The sequence below is a fragment of the Anoxybacillus sp. ST70 genome, from assembly GCF_019553625.1.
GTDB classification, from domain to species: domain Bacteria; phylum Bacillota; class Bacilli; order Bacillales; family Anoxybacillaceae; genus Anoxybacillus; species Anoxybacillus gonensis.
The window spans coordinates 439,853-458,268 of sequence record NZ_JAHZOF010000002.1; the positions used below are offsets into that span (position 1 = coordinate 439,853).

The 18,416-nt window shown below is 41.4% G+C and carries 24 protein-coding genes and 1 pseudogene; 22 read left to right on the plus strand and 3 right to left on the minus strand.

Going from position 1 to position 18,416, the window contains the following annotated elements; genetic code table 11:
* Positions 1–51 precede the first annotated feature (51 nt).
* From K1I43_RS05410 to K1I43_RS05425, 4 genes and pseudogenes are all read left to right on the plus strand, one after another.
* A pseudogene (locus K1I43_RS05410) lies at positions 52–1,827 on the plus strand (vitamin B12-dependent ribonucleotide reductase); the annotation flags it as partial.
* Between the two features lie 107 nt (positions 1,828–1,934).
* Positions 1,935–2,960 carry a spore photoproduct lyase gene (splB, locus tag K1I43_RS05415; RefSeq protein WP_019416941.1) on the plus strand — a complete coding sequence of 342 codons (1,026 nt, stop codon included), beginning with the start codon at positions 1,935–1,937 and terminating at the stop codon, positions 2,958–2,960.
* A 69-nt stretch (positions 2,961–3,029) separates the two neighbouring features.
* Positions 3,030–3,458, plus strand: coding sequence for a transcriptional regulator MntR (gene mntR / locus K1I43_RS05420; RefSeq protein WP_009373920.1), 429 nt, complete (start codon positions 3,030–3,032; stop codon positions 3,456–3,458).
* Between the two features lie 75 nt (positions 3,459–3,533).
* The gene (locus K1I43_RS05425; RefSeq protein WP_026011549.1) at positions 3,534–4,412 is read left to right on the plus strand and encodes a patatin-like phospholipase family protein; all 879 of its coding nucleotides are present in this window, start codon (positions 3,534–3,536) and stop codon (positions 4,410–4,412) included.
* Between the two features lie 15 nt (positions 4,413–4,427).
* Here the strand turns inward: K1I43_RS05425 and K1I43_RS05430 are convergent, their stop codons facing one another.
* Positions 4,428–4,769, minus strand: coding sequence for an SA1362 family protein (locus K1I43_RS05430; RefSeq protein ID WP_019416942.1), 342 nt, complete (start codon positions 4,767–4,769; stop codon positions 4,428–4,430).
* Between the two features lie 20 nt (positions 4,770–4,789).
* Entirely contained in the window at positions 4,790–5,719 is a 930-nt protein-coding gene (locus K1I43_RS05435; protein WP_009373916.1) for a DUF1385 domain-containing protein, read from the minus strand.
* Positions 5,720–5,834: 115 nt separating this feature from the next.
* On the opposite strand from K1I43_RS05435, the gene K1I43_RS05440 reads away from it, so the two are divergent.
* Genes K1I43_RS05440 through efp form a run of 4 tightly spaced genes read left to right on the plus strand, consistent with a single transcriptional unit; the run spans position 5,835 to position 8,523 of the window.
* A complete protein-coding gene (locus K1I43_RS05440; RefSeq protein ID WP_019416943.1) occupies positions 5,835–6,398 on the plus strand; it encodes a YqhR family membrane protein in 564 nt (187 codons plus the stop codon).
* 38 nt (positions 6,399–6,436) lie between these two features.
* Positions 6,437–6,883, plus strand: a complete 447-nt coding sequence (aroQ, locus tag K1I43_RS05445) for a type II 3-dehydroquinate dehydratase (RefSeq protein WP_009373912.1) — start codon at positions 6,437–6,439, stop codon at positions 6,881–6,883.
* Between the two features lie 2 nt (positions 6,884–6,885).
* Positions 6,886–7,947, plus strand: coding sequence for a M24 family metallopeptidase (locus K1I43_RS05450; protein WP_019416944.1), 1,062 nt, complete (start codon positions 6,886–6,888; stop codon positions 7,945–7,947).
* An 18-nt stretch (positions 7,948–7,965) separates the two neighbouring features.
* Complete coding sequence (gene efp / locus K1I43_RS05455) at positions 7,966–8,523, plus strand: elongation factor P (RefSeq protein ID WP_004889583.1); 558 nt, start codon at positions 7,966–7,968, stop codon at positions 8,521–8,523.
* Positions 8,524–8,593: 70 nt separating this feature from the next.
* Here the strand turns inward: efp and K1I43_RS05460 are convergent, their stop codons facing one another.
* Positions 8,594–9,076: a GNAT family N-acetyltransferase gene (locus tag K1I43_RS05460; protein WP_020424510.1), complete on the minus strand. Its 483-nt coding sequence runs from the start codon at positions 9,074–9,076 to the stop codon at positions 8,594–8,596.
* A 229-nt stretch (positions 9,077–9,305) separates the two neighbouring features.
* Here K1I43_RS05460 and K1I43_RS05465 point away from each other — a divergent pair, with 229 nt between their 5' ends.
* The 14 genes from K1I43_RS05465 to folD all read left to right on the plus strand — a co-directional run bounded on the left by K1I43_RS05465 (position 9,306) and on the right by folD (position 18,410).
* Entirely contained in the window at positions 9,306–9,578 is a 273-nt protein-coding gene (locus K1I43_RS05465; protein WP_009373908.1) for a YqhV family protein, read from the plus strand.
* A 13-nt stretch (positions 9,579–9,591) separates the two neighbouring features.
* Positions 9,592–10,515: a stage III sporulation protein AA gene (gene spoIIIAA / locus K1I43_RS05470; protein WP_009373906.1), complete on the plus strand. Its 924-nt coding sequence runs from the start codon at positions 9,592–9,594 to the stop codon at positions 10,513–10,515.
* On the plus strand, positions 10,516–11,028 hold the full coding sequence (spoIIIAB, locus tag K1I43_RS05475; RefSeq protein ID WP_019416946.1) for a stage III sporulation protein SpoIIIAB: 513 nt from the start codon (positions 10,516–10,518) through the stop codon (positions 11,026–11,028).
* Positions 11,029–11,043: 15 nt separating this feature from the next.
* A complete protein-coding gene (gene spoIIIAC / locus K1I43_RS05480; RefSeq protein ID WP_004889589.1) occupies positions 11,044–11,250 on the plus strand; it encodes a stage III sporulation protein AC in 207 nt (68 codons plus the stop codon).
* A gap of 18 nt (positions 11,251–11,268) precedes the next feature.
* Entirely contained in the window at positions 11,269–11,658 is a 390-nt protein-coding gene (spoIIIAD, locus tag K1I43_RS05485) for a stage III sporulation protein AD (protein ID WP_026011550.1), read from the plus strand.
* A gap of 4 nt (positions 11,659–11,662) precedes the next feature.
* Positions 11,663–12,823: a stage III sporulation protein AE gene (gene spoIIIAE / locus K1I43_RS05490; protein ID WP_019416947.1), complete on the plus strand. Its 1,161-nt coding sequence runs from the start codon at positions 11,663–11,665 to the stop codon at positions 12,821–12,823.
* 16 nt (positions 12,824–12,839) lie between these two features.
* Positions 12,840–13,409, plus strand: a complete 570-nt coding sequence (gene spoIIIAF, locus K1I43_RS05495) for a stage III sporulation protein AF (RefSeq protein ID WP_019416948.1) — start codon at positions 12,840–12,842, stop codon at positions 13,407–13,409.
* Positions 13,410–13,415: 6 nt separating this feature from the next.
* Positions 13,416–13,982 carry a stage III sporulation protein AG gene (gene spoIIIAG / locus K1I43_RS05500; protein ID WP_009373893.1) on the plus strand — a complete coding sequence of 189 codons (567 nt, stop codon included), beginning with the start codon at positions 13,416–13,418 and terminating at the stop codon, positions 13,980–13,982.
* A 12-nt stretch (positions 13,983–13,994) separates the two neighbouring features.
* Complete coding sequence (locus K1I43_RS05505; RefSeq protein ID WP_019416949.1) at positions 13,995–14,558, plus strand: SpoIIIAH-like family protein; 564 nt, start codon at positions 13,995–13,997, stop codon at positions 14,556–14,558.
* A gap of 189 nt (positions 14,559–14,747) precedes the next feature.
* Entirely contained in the window at positions 14,748–15,245 is a 498-nt protein-coding gene (gene accB / locus K1I43_RS05510) for an acetyl-CoA carboxylase biotin carboxyl carrier protein (protein WP_019416950.1), read from the plus strand.
* A 13-nt stretch (positions 15,246–15,258) separates the two neighbouring features.
* Entirely contained in the window at positions 15,259–16,611 is a 1,353-nt protein-coding gene (accC, locus tag K1I43_RS05515) for an acetyl-CoA carboxylase biotin carboxylase subunit (RefSeq protein ID WP_019416951.1), read from the plus strand.
* A 21-nt stretch (positions 16,612–16,632) separates the two neighbouring features.
* Positions 16,633–17,028: an Asp23/Gls24 family envelope stress response protein gene (locus tag K1I43_RS05520; RefSeq protein WP_019416952.1), complete on the plus strand. Its 396-nt coding sequence runs from the start codon at positions 16,633–16,635 to the stop codon at positions 17,026–17,028.
* Between the two features lie 121 nt (positions 17,029–17,149).
* Positions 17,150–17,536, plus strand: coding sequence for a transcription antitermination factor NusB (gene nusB, locus K1I43_RS05525; RefSeq protein ID WP_009373884.1), 387 nt, complete (start codon positions 17,150–17,152; stop codon positions 17,534–17,536).
* 22 nt (positions 17,537–17,558) lie between these two features.
* Positions 17,559–18,410, plus strand: coding sequence for a bifunctional methylenetetrahydrofolate dehydrogenase/methenyltetrahydrofolate cyclohydrolase FolD (gene folD / locus K1I43_RS05530; RefSeq protein ID WP_019416953.1), 852 nt, complete (start codon positions 17,559–17,561; stop codon positions 18,408–18,410).
* Positions 18,411–18,416: the final 6 nt, after the last annotated feature.

Here is an 18,416-nt window from a genome sequence, read left to right on the forward strand (position 1 = left end):
AGAGTGTGGCAGAAATGACCACACCCACTCAAATGAGTGAGTAACAAATTGCGTGGCGCTCAAATGATTATGTTGGCCGATTGGCACCCGGACATTATTGAATTCATTATTTCGAAAATGCAAAATCCACGCATTTTGCGCTATTTGCTTGAAAATACAGAAGATGAAGGCATTCAAAAAGCAGCGAAAGAAAAACTAAAGTTTACACCGCTTACTGAACAAGAGCGCGCGATGTATCAAGGAATTGTTAACTACAAAAACATCCCAGGATACGGCGGCTTTTCAGAAAAAATTATTAAAGACGCGGAAGAAAAGTTACGGACAGGCGGAACGTATAGCGTGCACAATCCGGACTTTTTAACAGGGGCGAACATTTCCGTTTGCTTAACGAAAGAGTTTATGCAGGCAGTAGAAAACGATGAAGAATACGAATTGCGCTTCCCAGATGTTGAAACGTACTCGGAAGAAGAAATGCGCATCTACAACGAAAAATGGCACGAAGTCGGCGATGTGCGTGAATGGGAGAAGATGGGCTATCGCGTTCGCGTCTACCGGAAAATTCGCGCGCGCGAGCTATGGAAGCTCATTAACATTTGCGCAACGTATTCCGCCGAACCAGGCATTTTCTTTATCGACAACGCCAACGACATGACGAACGCAAGAGCGTACGGACAAAAAGTAGTCGCAACAAATCCGTGTGGTGAACAACCACTCGCACCTTATTCTGTGTGCAATTTAGCTGCAATTAATTTGGCGAATATGGTCGATAAAGAAAAGAAAGTTGTGGATTATGAAAAATTAAAGCGGACGGTTGAAGTCGGTGTCCGCATGCAAGATAACGTTATTGACGCAACTCCGTACTTCCTTGAGGAAAATAAAAAACAAGCGCTTGGGGAGCGCCGCGTCGGTCTTGGCGTCATGGGACTGGCGGATTTGCTGATTTATTGCGAAAAAGAGTACGGTTCGGAAGAAGGAAATCAGTTAGTTGATGAGCTGTTTAAAACAATTGCAACAGCAGCGTATCGTGCGTCGATTGAGCTTGCGAAAGAAAAAGGAAGCTTTCCGTTTTTAGTTGGTGAAACAGAAGAAGAAACGATGAAATTGCGTGAAGCGTTTATTCACACCGGTTATATGAAAAAAATGCCGGACGATATTCGCCAAGATATTTTAAAATACGGCATTCGCAACTCGCATTTATTAACGGTTGCTCCGACTGGATCCACAGGGACCATGATCGGCGTGTCCACAGGACTTGAACCATATTTTTCCTTCTCTTATTATCGAAGCGGCCGTCTAGGCAAGTTTATTGAAGTGAAGGCGGATATCGTTCAAGAATATTTAGATAAACATCCAGAAGCAGATCCGAACAACTTGCCGCATTGGTTTGTAACCGCCATGGATTTATCGCCAGAAGCGCATGCGGATGTACAATGCATTATTCAACGTTGGGTCGATTCAAGTCTTTCGAAAACAGTGAATGCCCCGCGCGGCTATACGGTCGAGCAAGTACAAAAAGTGTACGAGCGGTTATGGCGAGGCGGTGCAAAAGGTGGAACAGTCTATGTCGACGGTAGCCGCGATGCGCAAGTATTAACATTAAAAGCGGAAGAACATGCGGTCGAAGAGCAGCTAGAGCTTCTGCCAGAAGAACCGAAAAAACGGGCTGTTGCGCTTGTTGAAACGATTCCAGATTTACGCGCAACGGACGTCACGATCGGTTCGGAAGTTGGAAACATTTGTCCAGTATGCCGTGAAGGAACGGTTGAAGAAATCGGTGGCTGCAACACGTGCACAAGTTGCGGTGCCCAGTTAAAATGTGGTTTATAATGTAAAAAGGGACGGGAAAACCCGTTCCTTATTTTATTATGAACAATAACAAAAATTGTATTTCATCACCTCATACGAATAAACCATACTAACATTGAGGTGATTGTATGAAGCCATTTATTCCTCAGCTTGTTTATTTTGAGCCTGAAGCGCTTCATTATCCGCTCGGCAAAGAGTTATATGAAAAATTTAAACGTATGCATATCGACATTCGTGAAACGACATCGCACAACCAAGTGCGCGGCATTCCGGGAGATAACGAGCTTCAACAATATCGGAATGCAAAATCAACGCTTGTTGTCGGTGTTCGGCGCACATTAAAATTTGATACGTCTAAACCATCGGCAGAATATGCGATTCCTCTGGCGACGGGATGTATGGGGCATTGTCATTATTGTTATTTACAGACGACGCTTGGAAGCAAGCCTTATATTCGTGTGTACGTCAATCTTGATGATATTTTTGCTCAAGCGAAAGCATACATTGATGAACGCGCTCCAGAAATTACGCGCTTTGAAGCGGCTTGTACGTCCGATATTGTCGGCATCGATCATTTGACGCATGCTTTAAAAAAAACGATTGAATTTATTGGAGCGACGGAATACGGCCGACTTCGTTTCGTCACAAAATATGAACATGTGGATCATTTGCTTGATGCAAAGCATCATGGAAAAACACGCTTTCGTTTTAGCGTCAATTCACGGTATGTTATTCAAAACTTTGAACCGGGGACGTCCTCGTTTGACGCACGGCTAGAGGCGGCGCGAAAAGTGGCGCGTGCTGGCTATCCGCTCGGATTTATCGTCGCTCCGATTTATATGCATGACGGTTGGGAAGAAGGATATTTTGAACTGTTTGAACGACTGAACACAAACTTGCAAGGCATCGACTTAACGAATTTAACGTTTGAATTAATTCAACATCGCTTCACTAAACCGGCGAAAACGGTTATTCAAAAACGATATCCGAAAACGAAGCTTGACCTTGATGAAACGAAACGAAAATATAAATGGGGACGATACGGCATCGGAAAATATGTGTATCGAGATGAAGAGGCGAATCGGCTAAATGACACGATTCGCTCCTATATTGCGCAATTTTTTCCCGAAGCGACGATTGAATATTTTACGTAAATAGTTGTCATGCTTGGTAAACATGTTATAATCATAATGATTGCGGATGTTTGTTTAGGAGGGGAACGTATGCCAACACCAAGCATGGAAGATTATATTGAACAAATTTATATATTGATCGAAGAAAAAGGATACGCTCGTGTATCAGATATTGCTGAAGCGTTATCTGTTCATCCCTCCTCTGTGACAAAAATGGTTCAAAAGCTTGATAAAGACGAATATTTAGTATATGAAAAATATCGCGGTCTTGTGCTCACTCCAAAAGGAAAAAAAATCGGGAAACGACTCGTGTATCGCCATGAGTTGCTTGAACAATTTATGCGTCTCATTGGTGTAGATGAAGAAAACATTTATCGCGATGTTGAGGGAATCGAACATCATTTAAGCTGGAATGCAATTGACCGCATCGGTGACTTAGTACAATACTTTGAGGAAGATCGGTCACGTCTTGAAGCGCTTCGCAACATTCAAAAGCAAAACGAGCAAGAACAGGCATAAACGCTTGTTCTTTTTTGTTTTTTTATGCTCAATCTCTCCCATTTTTCATACATATATGGCGAGGGAGGGAAGGGCATGGAGATTGACGGTGTATTTTCAGGCGGAGGGGTCAAAGGTTTTGCGTTAATCGGGGCATATGAGGCGATCGAGGAAAAAGGTTTTCGTTTTAAGCGGCTTGCTGGTACGAGCGCAGGAGCGCTCATTGCTTCGTTTATTGCAGCGGGATTTACAAGCAAGGAAATCGTGGACATGATGGAAGAGATGAATTTAATGGACTTTCTCGATGAGCGACATACAATCATTCCGTATGCATGGTTAAAATGGCTCGTCCTTTATTGGAAAATGGGGTTATATAAAGGAGAAAAGCTTGAACGATGGATCGCCGAGCAGTTAAGTAAAAAAGGCGTGTACACATTTGCTGATTTGCCACATGAACGATTGCGCGTCGTCGCTTCCGATTTAACGAATGGGACGATGCTTATTTTGCCAGATGATTTGCCGAAATACGGCATTGATCCTCTCCGCTTTTCCGTCGCAAAAGCAGTAAGAATGAGCGTTGGTATTCCTTATTTTTTTGAGCCTGTACGGTTAAAGACGGACGAAGGGAAGCATATTGTCGTTGATGGTGGCTTACTAAGCAATTTCCCGATTTTTTTATTTGATGAAGAACGGAAAAAACGACCTGTTCTAGGCATCAAACTAAGCGCAAGACAGGCGCAAAAAGCTAGAAAGAAAATTAATAATGCCATTGATTTGTATGAAGCGTTGTTTCAAACGATGCGCGAGGCGCACGATGAACGGTACATTTCACGCCGCCATGAAAAAAACATCGTTTTCCTTCCTGTCAAACATGTCGTTGCCACCGATTTCTCAGTGACGGACGAAGAAAAAAAGAAGCTCATTTCGTTTGGAAAAGAGCGGACAGAACAATTTTTAAAAACGTGGACGTATTAAAAGAAAAAAATCGGGTTAAAAAGAGGCCCGATTTTTTTTCTTTCCTTTTTTCCCTTCAATGACTGTTAAGTGAGTGGCGTGCTTTTTCTTTAAAGCGGTTGGGCGCGGTTGTTTTTTCGACGTCGGCTTCGTTTTTTGATGGTGGAGTTTTTTCGATTGTTTTACCGCTTTTTGATATGAACGACTAAAGCTTTGTCTTTGTATCCATTTATATATGCCATAAAAGACAGCTGCGACCAATCCGATGAGAAACACTTGTTTTAACAACTGCATCGGATCGTTCCATAGACGATAAGAAAAACCAAAAATAGCGAACACAATAAGCAAAGTGACAAGCGGGAATGGGCGCCGACGCAATCGATCCACCTCCTTTATCGTTACACCACTTCTTCTTGCTGTTTCGTCGCTTCTCCCTCTAACTCAAGCAAACGTTGAAATGATGCGATAGCTACTTCCACTTGATCGTCAGTCGGTTCTTTCGTTGTTAATAGTTGTAGCCATAAACCAGGGTAGCCAAACCAACGCAACACAGGAACATGTCGTAACGCGTTTGTTATTTGTAATACTTCAAAAGATAATCCTAATACAACTGGAATGAGCGCTAGTCTGTTTAGCACGCGCACCCAAAGCGGTTCGGTCGGGACGAACATGTAAACGAATACGCCGATGATGACAGTAAATAAAATGAAGCTGCTCCCACAACGATAATGAAGACGAGACTGTTGTTGTACATGTTCAACCGTCAACGGTAAACCATTTTCGTAGGCATTAATTACTTTATGTTCCGCTCCGTGATATTGAAACAATCGTTTAACGAGTGGCGTAAGCGAAATAAAGTAAATATAACCTAAAAGTAAAAGAAGTTTAAAACATCCTTCTACAAGTATTTGTGCTGTATTCGATGGGAAAATCGGTCTCGTTAATTCAGCCAAAAATACAGGAATAAGGGTAAAAATAAATTTGCCGAATAGAAACGATAATACCCCAATGAGCGCAACACCTAAAATCATCGTCCATTTGGACGGAGGTTCAGCTTGCAACGTTTCATCTTCGGTTGGATCGAGGTCATATCGTTCGCTTGAAAATTGTAAATGTTTCGATCCGTTTGCGCTTGCTTGAATAATAGCAAAAATGCCGCGAAGAAACGGAATTTTTTTAAATGAAGCAAGCGTTTTGTTTGTTTCGCGTGGAACGTGAAAATACTCAATCGAACCGTCTTTGCGGCGAATAGCTGTGACAGAATGATGGCGTCCAGCAAACATGACTCCTTCAATGACCGCTTGCCCACCATATACGTTTTTGCTCATAAGAAGACACCAACCTATTTTCTTTTTTCTTATATTCTACAAGAAAACGATAAAAACCTCTAGGTCGATGTATTGTTTGCATTTGTATTGTTGCCAAAAATGAGAAACGATACACATGAGATCCAACATTTTGGACAAGATAAAAAAGGAGGTGATGACTGTGCAAACAAAAACGAAACAAGATGCACAACTTGAACAAAACAAAAGAGAAAAACCAATGCCCGTTTTAGCAAAAGTCGCGCTGATCGGTTTTATTGGGGGCGTGTTTTGGAGCTTCCTTGCATATTGTGCTTATTTTTTTCATTTTACAGAAGTAGCGCCAAATTTCATTTTGCAGCCGTGGGCGATCGGTGATTGGAAAAACGGAGCGCTCGGTCAGGCAATTGCCATTTTGTTCATTGGCCTTGCTTCTGTCATTGCTGCGCTTGTATACTATGCTTTTTTAAAAAATCGTCAAGGCATTTGGCCAGGAGTTGCTTTCGGCATCGGGTTATGGGTGCTTGTTTTTTACGTATTAAATCCGATTTTTCCTCAATTAAAAGCTGTTCCACAACTTGAGCGAAATACAGTTGTAACGATGGTATGCTTTTACATTTTATATGGGATGTTCATCGGTTATTCCATTTCGTTTGAAGTTGCAGAGATGAGGCGACAAAAACAGGTCGATGTGGTAAAATAACCATATGTATTTTCATCAGTAAAGGGGGGAGAGGGGGAATGGTTCGATTCCTCCTTTTAAACGGTCCGAACTTAAATCGTCTCGGTATGAGGGAGCCGCACATTTATGGGCATACGACACTTGCTCAACTAGAAAAACAGTTAACGGAATTTGCTAGTGAATATGGGGCGGAGTTAACGTGCTATCAGAGCAATTATGAAGGGGCGTTAATTGACCAAATTCATCGGGCGGAATCGTTATATGACGGGATCATTTTCAATCCTGGGGCGTTTACGCATTACAGCTATGCGTTGCGGGATGCGATCGCAAGCGTACAGACACCAGTCATTGAAGTACATATTTCAAACATTCATGCAAGAGAGGCGTTTCGTCACCAATCTGTTTTAGCTCCGGTGACAGCTGGGCAAATTGTCGGACTAGGTATAAACGGATATCGGTTGGCGATTTTAGCGTTGCTCGATATGGTTGAAGGGAAGGGGAAATAGCATTGGATAAAGTACAAAAACTTCGCGCACAATTTGCTGAGCACGGCATTGATGGATTTCTTATTACAAACGAATATAACCGTCGCTATATGACAAATTTTACAGGAACAGCTGGTGTCGCTTTAATTAGTGAAACAGATGCCGTATTTATTACAGATTTTCGCTATGTCGAACAAGCGACGAGACAAATTGAAGGATATGAAATTGTGCAACATACGCAAACGCTCATTGAAGAAGTGGCAAAACAAGTTGAGCGATTAGGCATTCAAAAGCTTGGATTTGAGCAAGACGATCTTTCATATGCAACGTTCTCATCATACGAAAAAGCGCTCAAAACAACGCTTATTCCGGTTTCCGGTGCGGTTGAAAAGTTACGCTTGATTAAGTCGGAAGCAGAGATTAAGATATTAAAGGAAGCAGCCGAGATTGCCGATGCCGCCTTTCGTCATATTCTCGATTTTATTCGCCCAGGTGTCCGTGAAATAGACGTGGCAAATGAGCTAGAATTTTTTATGCGCAAACAAGGGGCGACAAGTTCATCATTTGACATCATCGTTGCATCCGGTGTGCGCTCAGCGTTGCCACATGGGGTAGCGACAGAGAAAGTGATTGAAAAAGGCGAGTTCGTCACGCTTGATTTTGGCGCATATTATAAAGGGTACTGCTCCGACATCACGAGAACCGTTGCGGTTGGCGAAGTAAGCGATGAGTTAAAGCGCATATACGATGTCGTGTTACAAGCCCAGCTTCGTGGTGTCGAACATATTCGTGCAGGAATGACAGGGCGAGAGGCAGATGCGCTCACACGCGACTACATTTCTGCTTGCGGATTTGGTGAGTATTTTGGGCATTCCACAGGTCATGGACTCGGCATGGAAGTGCACGAAATGCCGGCGTTGTCGATGCGTTCGGATACGGTGCTACAGCCGGGGATGGTTGTGACGGTCGAACCAGGCATTTACATAGCAGGATTAGGCGGTGTTCGCATTGAAGATGACATCGTTATTACAGAAAACGGCAATGAGCGGCTCACTCTTTCACCAAAAGATCTCATTACTTTATAGACGTAGGAGGAAATGAACATGATTTCAGTAAACGATTTTCGTACAGGCTTAACGATTGAAGTTGACGGTGACATTTGGCGTGTCATTGAATTCCAACATGTGAAACCAGGAAAAGGAGCGGCGTTCGTTCGTTCAAAACTTCGCAACTTGCGCACTGGTGCGATTCAAGAAAAGACGTTCCGCGCGGGTGAAAAAGTAAACAAAGCACAAATCGACAACCGTAAAATGCAATATTTATATGCAAACGGCGATCAACATGTATTCATGGATATGGAATCGTATGAGCAAATCGAACTTCCTGCAAAACAAATTGAGCACGAATTAAAGTTTTTAAAAGAAAACATGGAAGTATTTATTATGATGTATCAAGGCGAAACAATTGGGGTTGAGTTGCCAAATACAGTTGAGTTAAAAGTTGTTGAAACAGAGCCAGGCATTAAAGGGGATACAGCATCTGGCGGTTCAAAACCAGCAACGTTAGAAACGGGCCTTGTCGTTCAAGTTCCGTTCTTCGTCAACGAAGGCGACGTACTAATCATTAACACAACAGACGGCACATACGTATCACGTGCGTAATAAAAAATTGCAAAAGTTAAGGATTCAGCTTGTCGAAAGTCGACAAGCTGAATTTTGTATATGTAAGCTTTTAGAGGTTCAATACCATTCTTATCGTCTTTAAAACATGACCTTCAAACTTCTCATCAAATTCTTTTACAACTTTAAATCCTTTAGCTTCATAGAAGATTTTTCCAATTTGATTATCTTTTTCAACATTGACATAAATTTTATTTACACCGTTTATTTGCATCCCTTTTTGTAACAAGGCTGAGCCGATTCCTCTGCCTTGTTGTTCTGGATGAACATAAATAGCCCATAATTCAACCTTTCCATCTTCTCTCACCGAAGAAAAATTAGCAAATCCTACAATGTTGTTTTCTACTTCAGCTACAAAAAGAGTAGAGTGTTGTAATCGTTGCTTCATTCGCTCGTCGCTGTAAGCCGATTTTAAAAAATTTTCTTGCACATCTGAAGGAATAACACCCTCGTAAGTAGCATTCCAAGTTACTTTCGCTATATCTTGAACTTGTTTTATATCTTCTTGTTTCATTTTACGAATGATGTATATCATCTTCATTATCTCCTTCATTTGTTATTTAGCATACCGTTTGATGTCCCATCCTTCACTAAAACAATTAGCAAAAAGTTTCTTCACTTAATTATGACGTTTCACACTATTATTGTATGATTTATCCTTTTTATCTACAAACACATTTCCTGATGAATTTTTCCTTTCTATACTTCTGAATTCGCTTGTTTCAGCATACGTTGTACTAGCACCGTTGTACAAGGAGGATGCGATGAAAATTGATGCAACTGTTTGGACGATGGCGAGTTTACGTTTTTTATCTGCAGCCATTGAATTATGTGCAGCGATTGTCATGTTATCGCTCAATGATGTAAAAAAGGCGATTGCCGTCAATACATTGCTTGCCGTCGTTGGCCCAACCATTTTTTTAGTCGTTATGATGATTGGTCTTGTTGCGGTGGCAAACGAGCTGTCATTGTTTAAGCTCGTATGGATTGGTGCAGGAGTCATATGTATATTCATAGGCATATATGTCGTGAAGTAAAGGAGGGAAGAGGATGCAAGCGGTTTTTGACATGTTGCCTAAAGGGATCGTTCATGCGATTCAATCATTGCCTATCGCTTCTCAATTGACGATTGAAGAAATTCGTATTCGCATCGAACGACCGCTTGAAGTCATTGCAGGCGGGAGGTCGTACATATGTCCGCATGTTGTACAAATGGAAGAAGGGATCGAACTATTAAATAAATTAAGCCAATATTCTCTCTACACAATCGAAGAAGAGTTAAAAAAAGGATACATTACTATTCAAGGTGGACATCGCGTCGGTTTAGCTGGAAAAGTGATTGTAGAAGATGGAAAAGTAAAAGCGATTCGACATATTACGTCATTTAACATCCGAATGGCCCGGCAACAAATCGGCATGGCTGCTCCCCTTCTCCCTTATTTATACGACGGTCGGTGGCTTAATACGATGATCATTGGTGCACCTCAAACAGGAAAAACAACGCTCCTTCGAGATATTGCACGCATCGTCAGCAGCGGAGTGACAGAGCGGCATATTGCTCCTCGAAAAGTTGGCATCGTCGATGAACGATCAGAAATTGCCGGCTGTGTCAAAGGCATTCCGCAATTTACATTCGGCTGCCGCGTCGATGTGCTCGATGCATGCCCGAAAGCGGAAGGAATGATGATGATGATCCGTTCGATGAGCCCGGATGTTTTAATTGTTGATGAAATTGGAAGTGAAGCGGATTGTACGGCCATTTTGGAAGCGGTTCATGCAGGAGTTGGTTTATTTATGACAGCGCACGGTCGCCATATGGCAGACATCGTGAAACGTCCAGCGCTACGTCCAATTATGGAACAAGCTATATTTGAACGATTTGTTGAGTTAACAAATGTGGGACGTCCAGGAACGATTCAAGCGATTCGTGATTCACATGGGCGCGATATATATCGAAAGATGGGCGTGATGTGAATGAAATGGATTGGGGCGATATGTATTATATTAGCAACGACATGGTCAGGATTTGAAGCGTCGCGACTTTTACGAGAGCGCACAAAACAGTTGCGCCAGTTAAAAATGGCATTGCAGTCGCTTGAAGCAGAAATTATGTACGGGCATACGCCGTTAATAGACGCTTCCCTTCGACTGTCCCAGCAACTATCGCGACCGTTATCATGGTTGTTTGAATCGTTTGCGCATAAGTTGCAAAAAGGGACGATGAACGCTCGGCAAGCGTGGGAAGAAAGCTTGCACGAAGTATGGAAAATGACCGCCTTAAAAGAAGGAGAGTTTGAAATTATGAAACAGTTTGGCGAAACGCTTGGACAGTACGATCATGAAATTCAACAAAATTACATTCGTTTAACGATGGTGCATTTAGAGCGAGAAGAAGGAGATGCCATGGAAAAACAGCAACGGTATGAAAAAATGATGAAAAGTTTAGGAGTATTAACCGGCATTCTCATCGTGCTTTTACTCATATAGAGGAGGACATTCAAAATGGGCGTTGACGTAGATTTAATTTTTCGTATTGCTGGCGTAGGGATTGTCGTTGCTTTTTTGCATACCGTTTTAGAAGGGTTTGGAAAAAAGGAATATGCTCAATGGGTGACACTGCTAGGATTTATTTATATTTTGTTTTTAGTTATTTCGATTGTCCAAGATTTATTTCAAAAAATTAAATCGGTTTTTTTGTTTCAAAGTTAGGAGGGAGTACCCATTGATATTTTACAAATTGTTGGGCTTGGGCTTATCGCAACGTTTTTAGTAACGATTTTAAACGAACATAAGTCGAATATTTCACTTTTGCTGACCGTTTTTGTCGGAACAGTTATTTTTTTATTTTTAATTGATCGCATTCAAGACATTTTTCGCATGGTACAAACGTTAGCAAATGAAGCGCACGTTCAAACGGTATACGTCGAAACGATTTTAAAAATTATTGGTATCGCTTATATTGCTGAGTTTGGTGCGCAAATTTCTAAAGATGCCGGGCAAGGAGCGATTGCTGGAAAAATTGAACTAGGTGGAAAAATTTTAATTTTAGCCATGGCCATCCCAATTTTAACAGCTCTTATTGAAACAATTTTAAGCTTTCTTCCGATGAAGGGGTGATGAGATGAGGCGCGCTCCCATTTTATTTTTCTTTCTCCTTTTTTTCTTGCCTTCCGTTGTACAAGCATCACCGCCAACAAATGAATTAGTCAAACAACAAGCTGAACAAGTTGGGGTTGAATCCATTAAACAATATTGGGATCATATCGTTCAACAGTATGGAGGGTTATTGCCTGAAAGTCAAAAAGGATCTTTTTGGCAGTTTATAAATGGCGAAAAACAATTATCGCTCAGCGAATGGCTGCAGGCGTTTATGAAATTTTTATTGTACGAGCTAATGGCAAATGGAAAATTGCTTGGTACACTCATTTTATTAACGGTATTTAGTTTATTTTTACAGTCGCTACAAAACGCGTTTTCACATCATGCTGTCAGCAAAGTCGCTCATGCGGTTGTTTATATGGTGTTGATGATTATTGCACTAAACAGTTTTCATGTTGCTGTTACGTATGTGAAAGAAGCCATTCAGACGATGACGAGTTTTATGATCGCCCTTTTACCGATTTTGCTTGCGCTTATGGCGTCATCAGGTGGTGTAGTATCTGTAGCTTTTTTTCATCCGATTGTCTTGTTTTTTATGAATATCACAGGAACGATCATTGAACATTTTTCACTACCGCTTCTGTTTTTAGCAACGATTTTAAGCATTGTTAGTTTATTAAGCGAACATTATAAAGTAACGAAATTAGCAGATTTGTTGCGCAACATTAGCATCGGTTCACTTGGTGTGATGCTCACCATTTTTTTCGGTGTATTGTCTATCAAGGGAGCAACAACAGCTATTGCCGACGGGATAGCGATACGAGCAGCTAAATTTGTGGCAGGAAACTTTATTCCGATTATCGGGCGAATGTTTACGGACGCGGCAGATACGGTCGTGACCGCTTCCGTCCTATTAAAAAATACAGTTGGCTTGTTCGGTGTCACTTTATTACTTCTTATTGCAGCGTTTCCAGCGATCAAAATTTTAGTCATCGCTCTCATTTATCAACTAGCTGCTGCGATATTGCAACCGATGGGGGGAGGCATCGTCATTTCCTGCTTGAGTGTAATTAGCAAAAGCATGATGTATGTACTCACCGCCCTTTTGATCGTATCGCTTATGTTTTTTTTAAGCATGACGGTTATTATTGCAGCAGGAAATTTAACGATGATGGTTCGCTGAAAGGAGAATAGACGTTGTGGGACTGTTGACTGAGTGGATTTCCCATATCATTACATTCATCTTGCTTGCCGTTGTCATTGAACTCATTTTGCCAAACGGTTCATTTCAAAAATATGTCAAGATGGTTGTCGGTTTATTGTTTATTTTCATTTTATTTTCCCCGCTTCTTCGGTTATTTCATGGAGATGTAAATACGTGGTTTGCTTCGATTCAGCAACAACAAAATGCAACGCTTGAAAATGACATTGAAAAAAAGAAAAAAGAAATACAAGCCTCACAACGTGCATATATTTTAGAACAAATGGCTGTCCAGCTAAAGAACATAGCGTCTGAGGAGTTGATGCGCACATATGGTTTAACGGTGACGGACATTTCATTGACGATTGCGGAGTCGGAACAAATCCCCTCTCAGATTGAGGCGATTACGGTAGAGTTGGCTGAAGAAACGACTTCTGTTGTCAAACCTATTCGTATTCAATCATCGCAAGAGACGACAGAACAACATGAAGACATTGCTCGCTTTTTAGCACAAATGTGGGGAGTAGATCAACAGATGATTACGATTCATCTTGAAAGGAGGGAGTAGGAAGGGGTGAAACAATGGATTGAAAAAAACGGCTTCATTGCCATCCTTTTAGTCATCGGCTTATCATTTATGATCTTTGGCAACGTGTTCAACTTTTCGGCATCCAAACGTGTTCAACAGGAAACGACTCAAACTGTATTTCGTCAAACAGATGAAGAAAAAAAATTGAAGCAAATTGCAGACTATGAAGAGCGATATGAACAACAATTAAAAGAAGCGCTTGAAGCGATTGTTGGCGTTGGTGAAGTCAAAGTGATCGTCAATGTCGATGCAACGGAACAAAACGTACTTGAAAAAAATGCGACCGTTCAAAAAAAACGAACGATGGAAGAAGATAAAGAAGGCGGAAAACGTCAAATTGAAGATGAATCAACAGACGAAAAAATCGTGATCGTGCGCAAAGGGGACGAAGAAACACCGCTCGTTTTACAAACGAAAAAGCCAGACATTCGTGGTGTGCTTGTTGTTGCGAAAGGGGCCGATCAAGTACAAGTGAAAAAATGGATTGTTGAAGCAGTGACGCGAACGTTGAACGTTCCGAGCCATCGCGTCGCTGTTTTACCAAAAAAGTAAGGGGGAGAACATATGTTGAAAAAGCAAACCGTTTGGTTATTAACAATGTTTAGTTTAGTTGTCGTTTTATCGGTGTACTATGTGACAAGTCCTCAAGTGACAGAACAAGTGGCGTTTGAGCAAAAAGAGGAAGCGAATAATGGAAAAGACTTAAAACCGACAGATGAAGCGATGAAAGAAGAAATCGCAAACGGAGAAGAAGTGACAGTTGAACAAACAAATACCGCCAGCGATGATTTATTTACTGCCCTTCGCCTTGAAATTGAAGATGAACGAAGCAAGTTGCGTCAAGAGTTAAATGCGATTGTCGCTTCCAATAACGTATCTGCTGAAGAAAAAAGCAAAGCGATCGATCAATTACAACAACTATCGAATATTGCAGAAAAAGAAGCGGTGTTAGAAACGTTAATTAAATCGAAAGGATACGACGATGCGCTTGTTCGTGTCCATGAAAATCAAGTGCATATTACAGTGAAAGCAAAAGAACATTCGAAAAAAGAAGCGAACGAAATTATTCAGCTCGTTCAAAGCGAGCTTGGCCGCGTACAAGATGTAGCTGTTCGTTTCCAAAAATAACCGGGAGACCGGTTATTTTTTTCGGTTGAAAACGAATTTTATAATACTATATAATAATAATTGTTTTTATGACCAGATATAAATTTTCTAACATTTTCTTATCATTTTATTGAATAATGGAAAAGGTGTGTCGTATCATGGTATTGTATAATCTTTTTCTACAAATGATGGGGCGAGGGGTGTAAGTCAATGTTGAAAATCCAAGAAATTCGCGAATTAATCCGATTAGTAAATGAGTCAAACATTGTCGAGTTCGTCTATGAACATGATGGCTCAAAGATTAAAATGAAAAAAGCTGGAGCAACTGAACAAGTTGTTGTTGCTGCACCAAAAGTAGACGTGCCACAAACAGCTGTCGTTCAACAACAACCAGTGGCACCGGCTGTTGAAAAGGTAGAAGTAAAAGAGGAAGTAAAGCCAGAAAAACAAGTTGTTCAAGCAGAAAACTTACATACAATTACATCACCGATGGTTGGTACGTTTTATGCGGCTCCATCGCCAGATGCTGCACCGTACGTAAAAGTTGGTGATAAAGTGAAAAAAGATACAATTGTATGTATTGTTGAAGCGATGAAGTTGTTTAATGAAATTGAAGCGGAAGTCGATGGGGAAATTGTAGAAGTGCTTGTGAAAAACGGCCAGCTCGTTGAATATGGACAACCTTTATTCCTTGTGAAGCCTGAATAAAGGAGCGATAGTTATGATAAAAAAATTGTTAATTGCCAATCGTGGGGAAATTGCTGTTCGGATTATTCGGGCGTGCAAAGAGCTTGGCATCGAGACGGTCGCTGTATTTTCTGAAGCGGATCGTGAAGCACTTCATGTTCAAATGGCGGACGAGGCATATTGCATCGGTCCGAAAACGTCAAAAGAAAGCTATTTGAATTTTACAAACATAATGAGTGTGGCAACATTAACTCGGTGCGATGCTATTCATCCGGGGTACGGATTTTTAGCTGAAAACGCAGACTTTGCTGAGCTTTGTCGGGAATGCAATGTGACGTTTGTCGGACCGAGCCCGGAAGCGATTACAAAAATGGGGACGAAAGATGTTGCACGTGAAACGATGAGACAAGCTGGGGTGCCGATCGTTCCAGGCTCGCAAGGAATTATTGAAAGTATCGATGAAGCGATTGCGCTAGCGAATGAAATCGGTTATCCTGTTATTATTAAGGCAACCGCAGGTGGAGGCGGAAAAGGAATTCGTGTCGCTCGAGATGAGCAAGAGCTTAGAAAAGGAATTACGATTACGCAACAAGAAGCGGCTACTGCGTTCGGAAATCCGGGTGTATATATTGAAAAGTACATTGAAGATTTCCGACATGTTGAAATTCAAGTGTTAGCAGATTCGTATGGCAACGTCATTCACCTCGGCGAGCGCGATTGTACAATTCAACGCCGCTTACAAAAATTGTTGGAAGAAACACCATCCCCTGTGCTTGATGAAGAAATGCGTCAAAAAATGGGGGAAGCAGCTGTCAAAGCGGCCAAAGCGGTGCAGTATACAGGAGCGGGAACGGTCGAATTTATTTACGACTACCGCAATCGCCAATTTTACTTTATGGAGATGAACACGCGCATTCAAGTCGAACATCCAGTAACAGAAATGGTGACAGGTGTCGATTTAATTAAAGAACAAATTCGCGTGGCATCAGGTGAGAAATTGACGTTGAAACAAGAGGATGTCACTTTTAACGGTTGGTCTATCGAATGCCGAATTAACGCAGAAAACCCTGCGAAAAACTTTATGCCATCAGCTGGAAAAATACAAATGTATTTGCCGCCAGGAGGGTTTGGAGTACGGGTAGATTCAGCTGTTTACCCGGGCTATACGATTCCGCCATATTATGATTCGATGATTGCGAAATTGATCGTTCACGCACCGACGCGCGAAGAAGCGATTGCCCGCATGAAACGCGCCTTAAGTGAGTTTGTTATTGAAGGAGTTCATACGACAATTCCATTTCACTTAAAATTGCTTGAGCATGAAAAGTTTGTCGAAGGAAACTTTAATACAAAGTTTTTAGAAACATACGATGTAATGAACTCTTAATGATAAAGGAGGGAATCCGTTATGTCTGAACATGTATTAGAAATGGAAAACGGTCATAATAGCTTAGGGAAGGTAGAAATTGCGCCAGAAGTGATTGAAGTTATCGCTGGAATTGCGGCATCTGAAATTGAAGGAGTAGCGCAAATGCGCGGCAACTTTGCGGCAGGTGTCGTGGAGCGATTAGGGAAAAAAAATCATGGCAAAGGCGTAAAAGTTGACTTAACGGACCGCGGTATTGTCATTGACATTTATTGTGTAATGAATTTCGGCGTATCGATTCCAACGGTTTCGCAAAAAATTCAAGAAAACGTTCGCCAAGCGTTATTGACGATGACAGGGTTAGAGACAGCTGAAGTGAACGTTCATGTTGTTGGCGTTCAATTCGAATCGTCCAAAGCAGAGGTAGAAGTCGAGTAAAGAAAAGGGGCAATCTCGTTTATGAGATCGCCCTTTTTCGATGTGTGAGTGTTTTCTTTCGTCGAAATATGTTATGATCATGATATAATTTTCGACATTACGAATAGAAAGGGTTTTGGTCATGAAACGGCATACAGCAAGAGAAAAAGCGTTGCAAGCATTGTTTCAAATTGATGTGGGAGGCATTGAACCACATGCGGCGATTGCAAACGTCGCTGAAGAAGAGACGGATCCATTTATGGAAATGCTTGTTTTCGGCGTGGTGGAACATCAAAAGGAAATTGACGACTTATTACGTCAACATTTAGAAAAATGGACATTAGAGCGCGTAGCGAATGTCGATCGTTCCATTTTACGCATGGCTGTATTTGAAATGAAATATATGGATGACATCCCGTTCAATGTAAGCATGGATGAAGCGATTGAATTAGCAAAAGTGTTTGGTGATGAAAAATCAAGTCGTTTTGTTAACGGCGTACTTGCAAAAATAAAAGAAACATTGTCTTAAAAAATAAGGGGGAGAAGGATTTATGGCAGCACAAATCATTAACGGTTTTGAACTAGCAAAAGAAAAGCGCGCACAATTAGCAAAAGAAGTCGAGCAGTTAAAACAACAAGGCATCGAGCCTGCCTTAGCAGTTATTCTCGTTGGAGACCATCCCGCTTCACAATCGTATGTAAAAGCGAAACAAAAAGCATGTGAAGAAATTGGAATTCGTTCGATTTTACTTACTTTTCCAAACGACATATCCGAAGCGTTTTTGCTAGAGCAAATCGCTCGTTTAAATGAAGACCAATCGGTGCACGGCATTTTAGTTCAATTGCCGCTACCAAAACAAATGAATGAATTACATATCATTGAAGCGATCGCACCAGAAAAAGATGTCGATGGGTTCCATCCGTTAAATATTGGACGAATGATGACGGGGAAGAAGACGTTTTTACCTTGTACACCGTATGGCATTTTATATATGGTTCAATCTTTGCAAGTCGATATTGCCGGAAAACATGTCGTCGTTGTCGGTCGTAGCAACATCGTTGGTAAACCGGTTGGACAGCTGTTTTTACGCGAACACGCAACGGTCACGTACTGTCATTCGCGCACAAACGATTTAGCAGCGATCACGCGCCAAGCGGATATTTTAATCGTCGCTGTCGGCAAACCGAAGCTTATTACGTCACAATATGTGAAAGAAGGAGCAATTGTGATTGACGTTGGCGTCAATCGATTAGAAAGCGGAAAATTGTGTGGGGATGTCGATTTTGACGATGTAAAAGAAATAGCAAGCTACATTACTCCTGTGCCAAAAGGGGTTGGACCAATGACGATTACGATGTTGTTGCACAACACGATACAAGCTGCGCGTGAACTACATAAATAAGCGAGG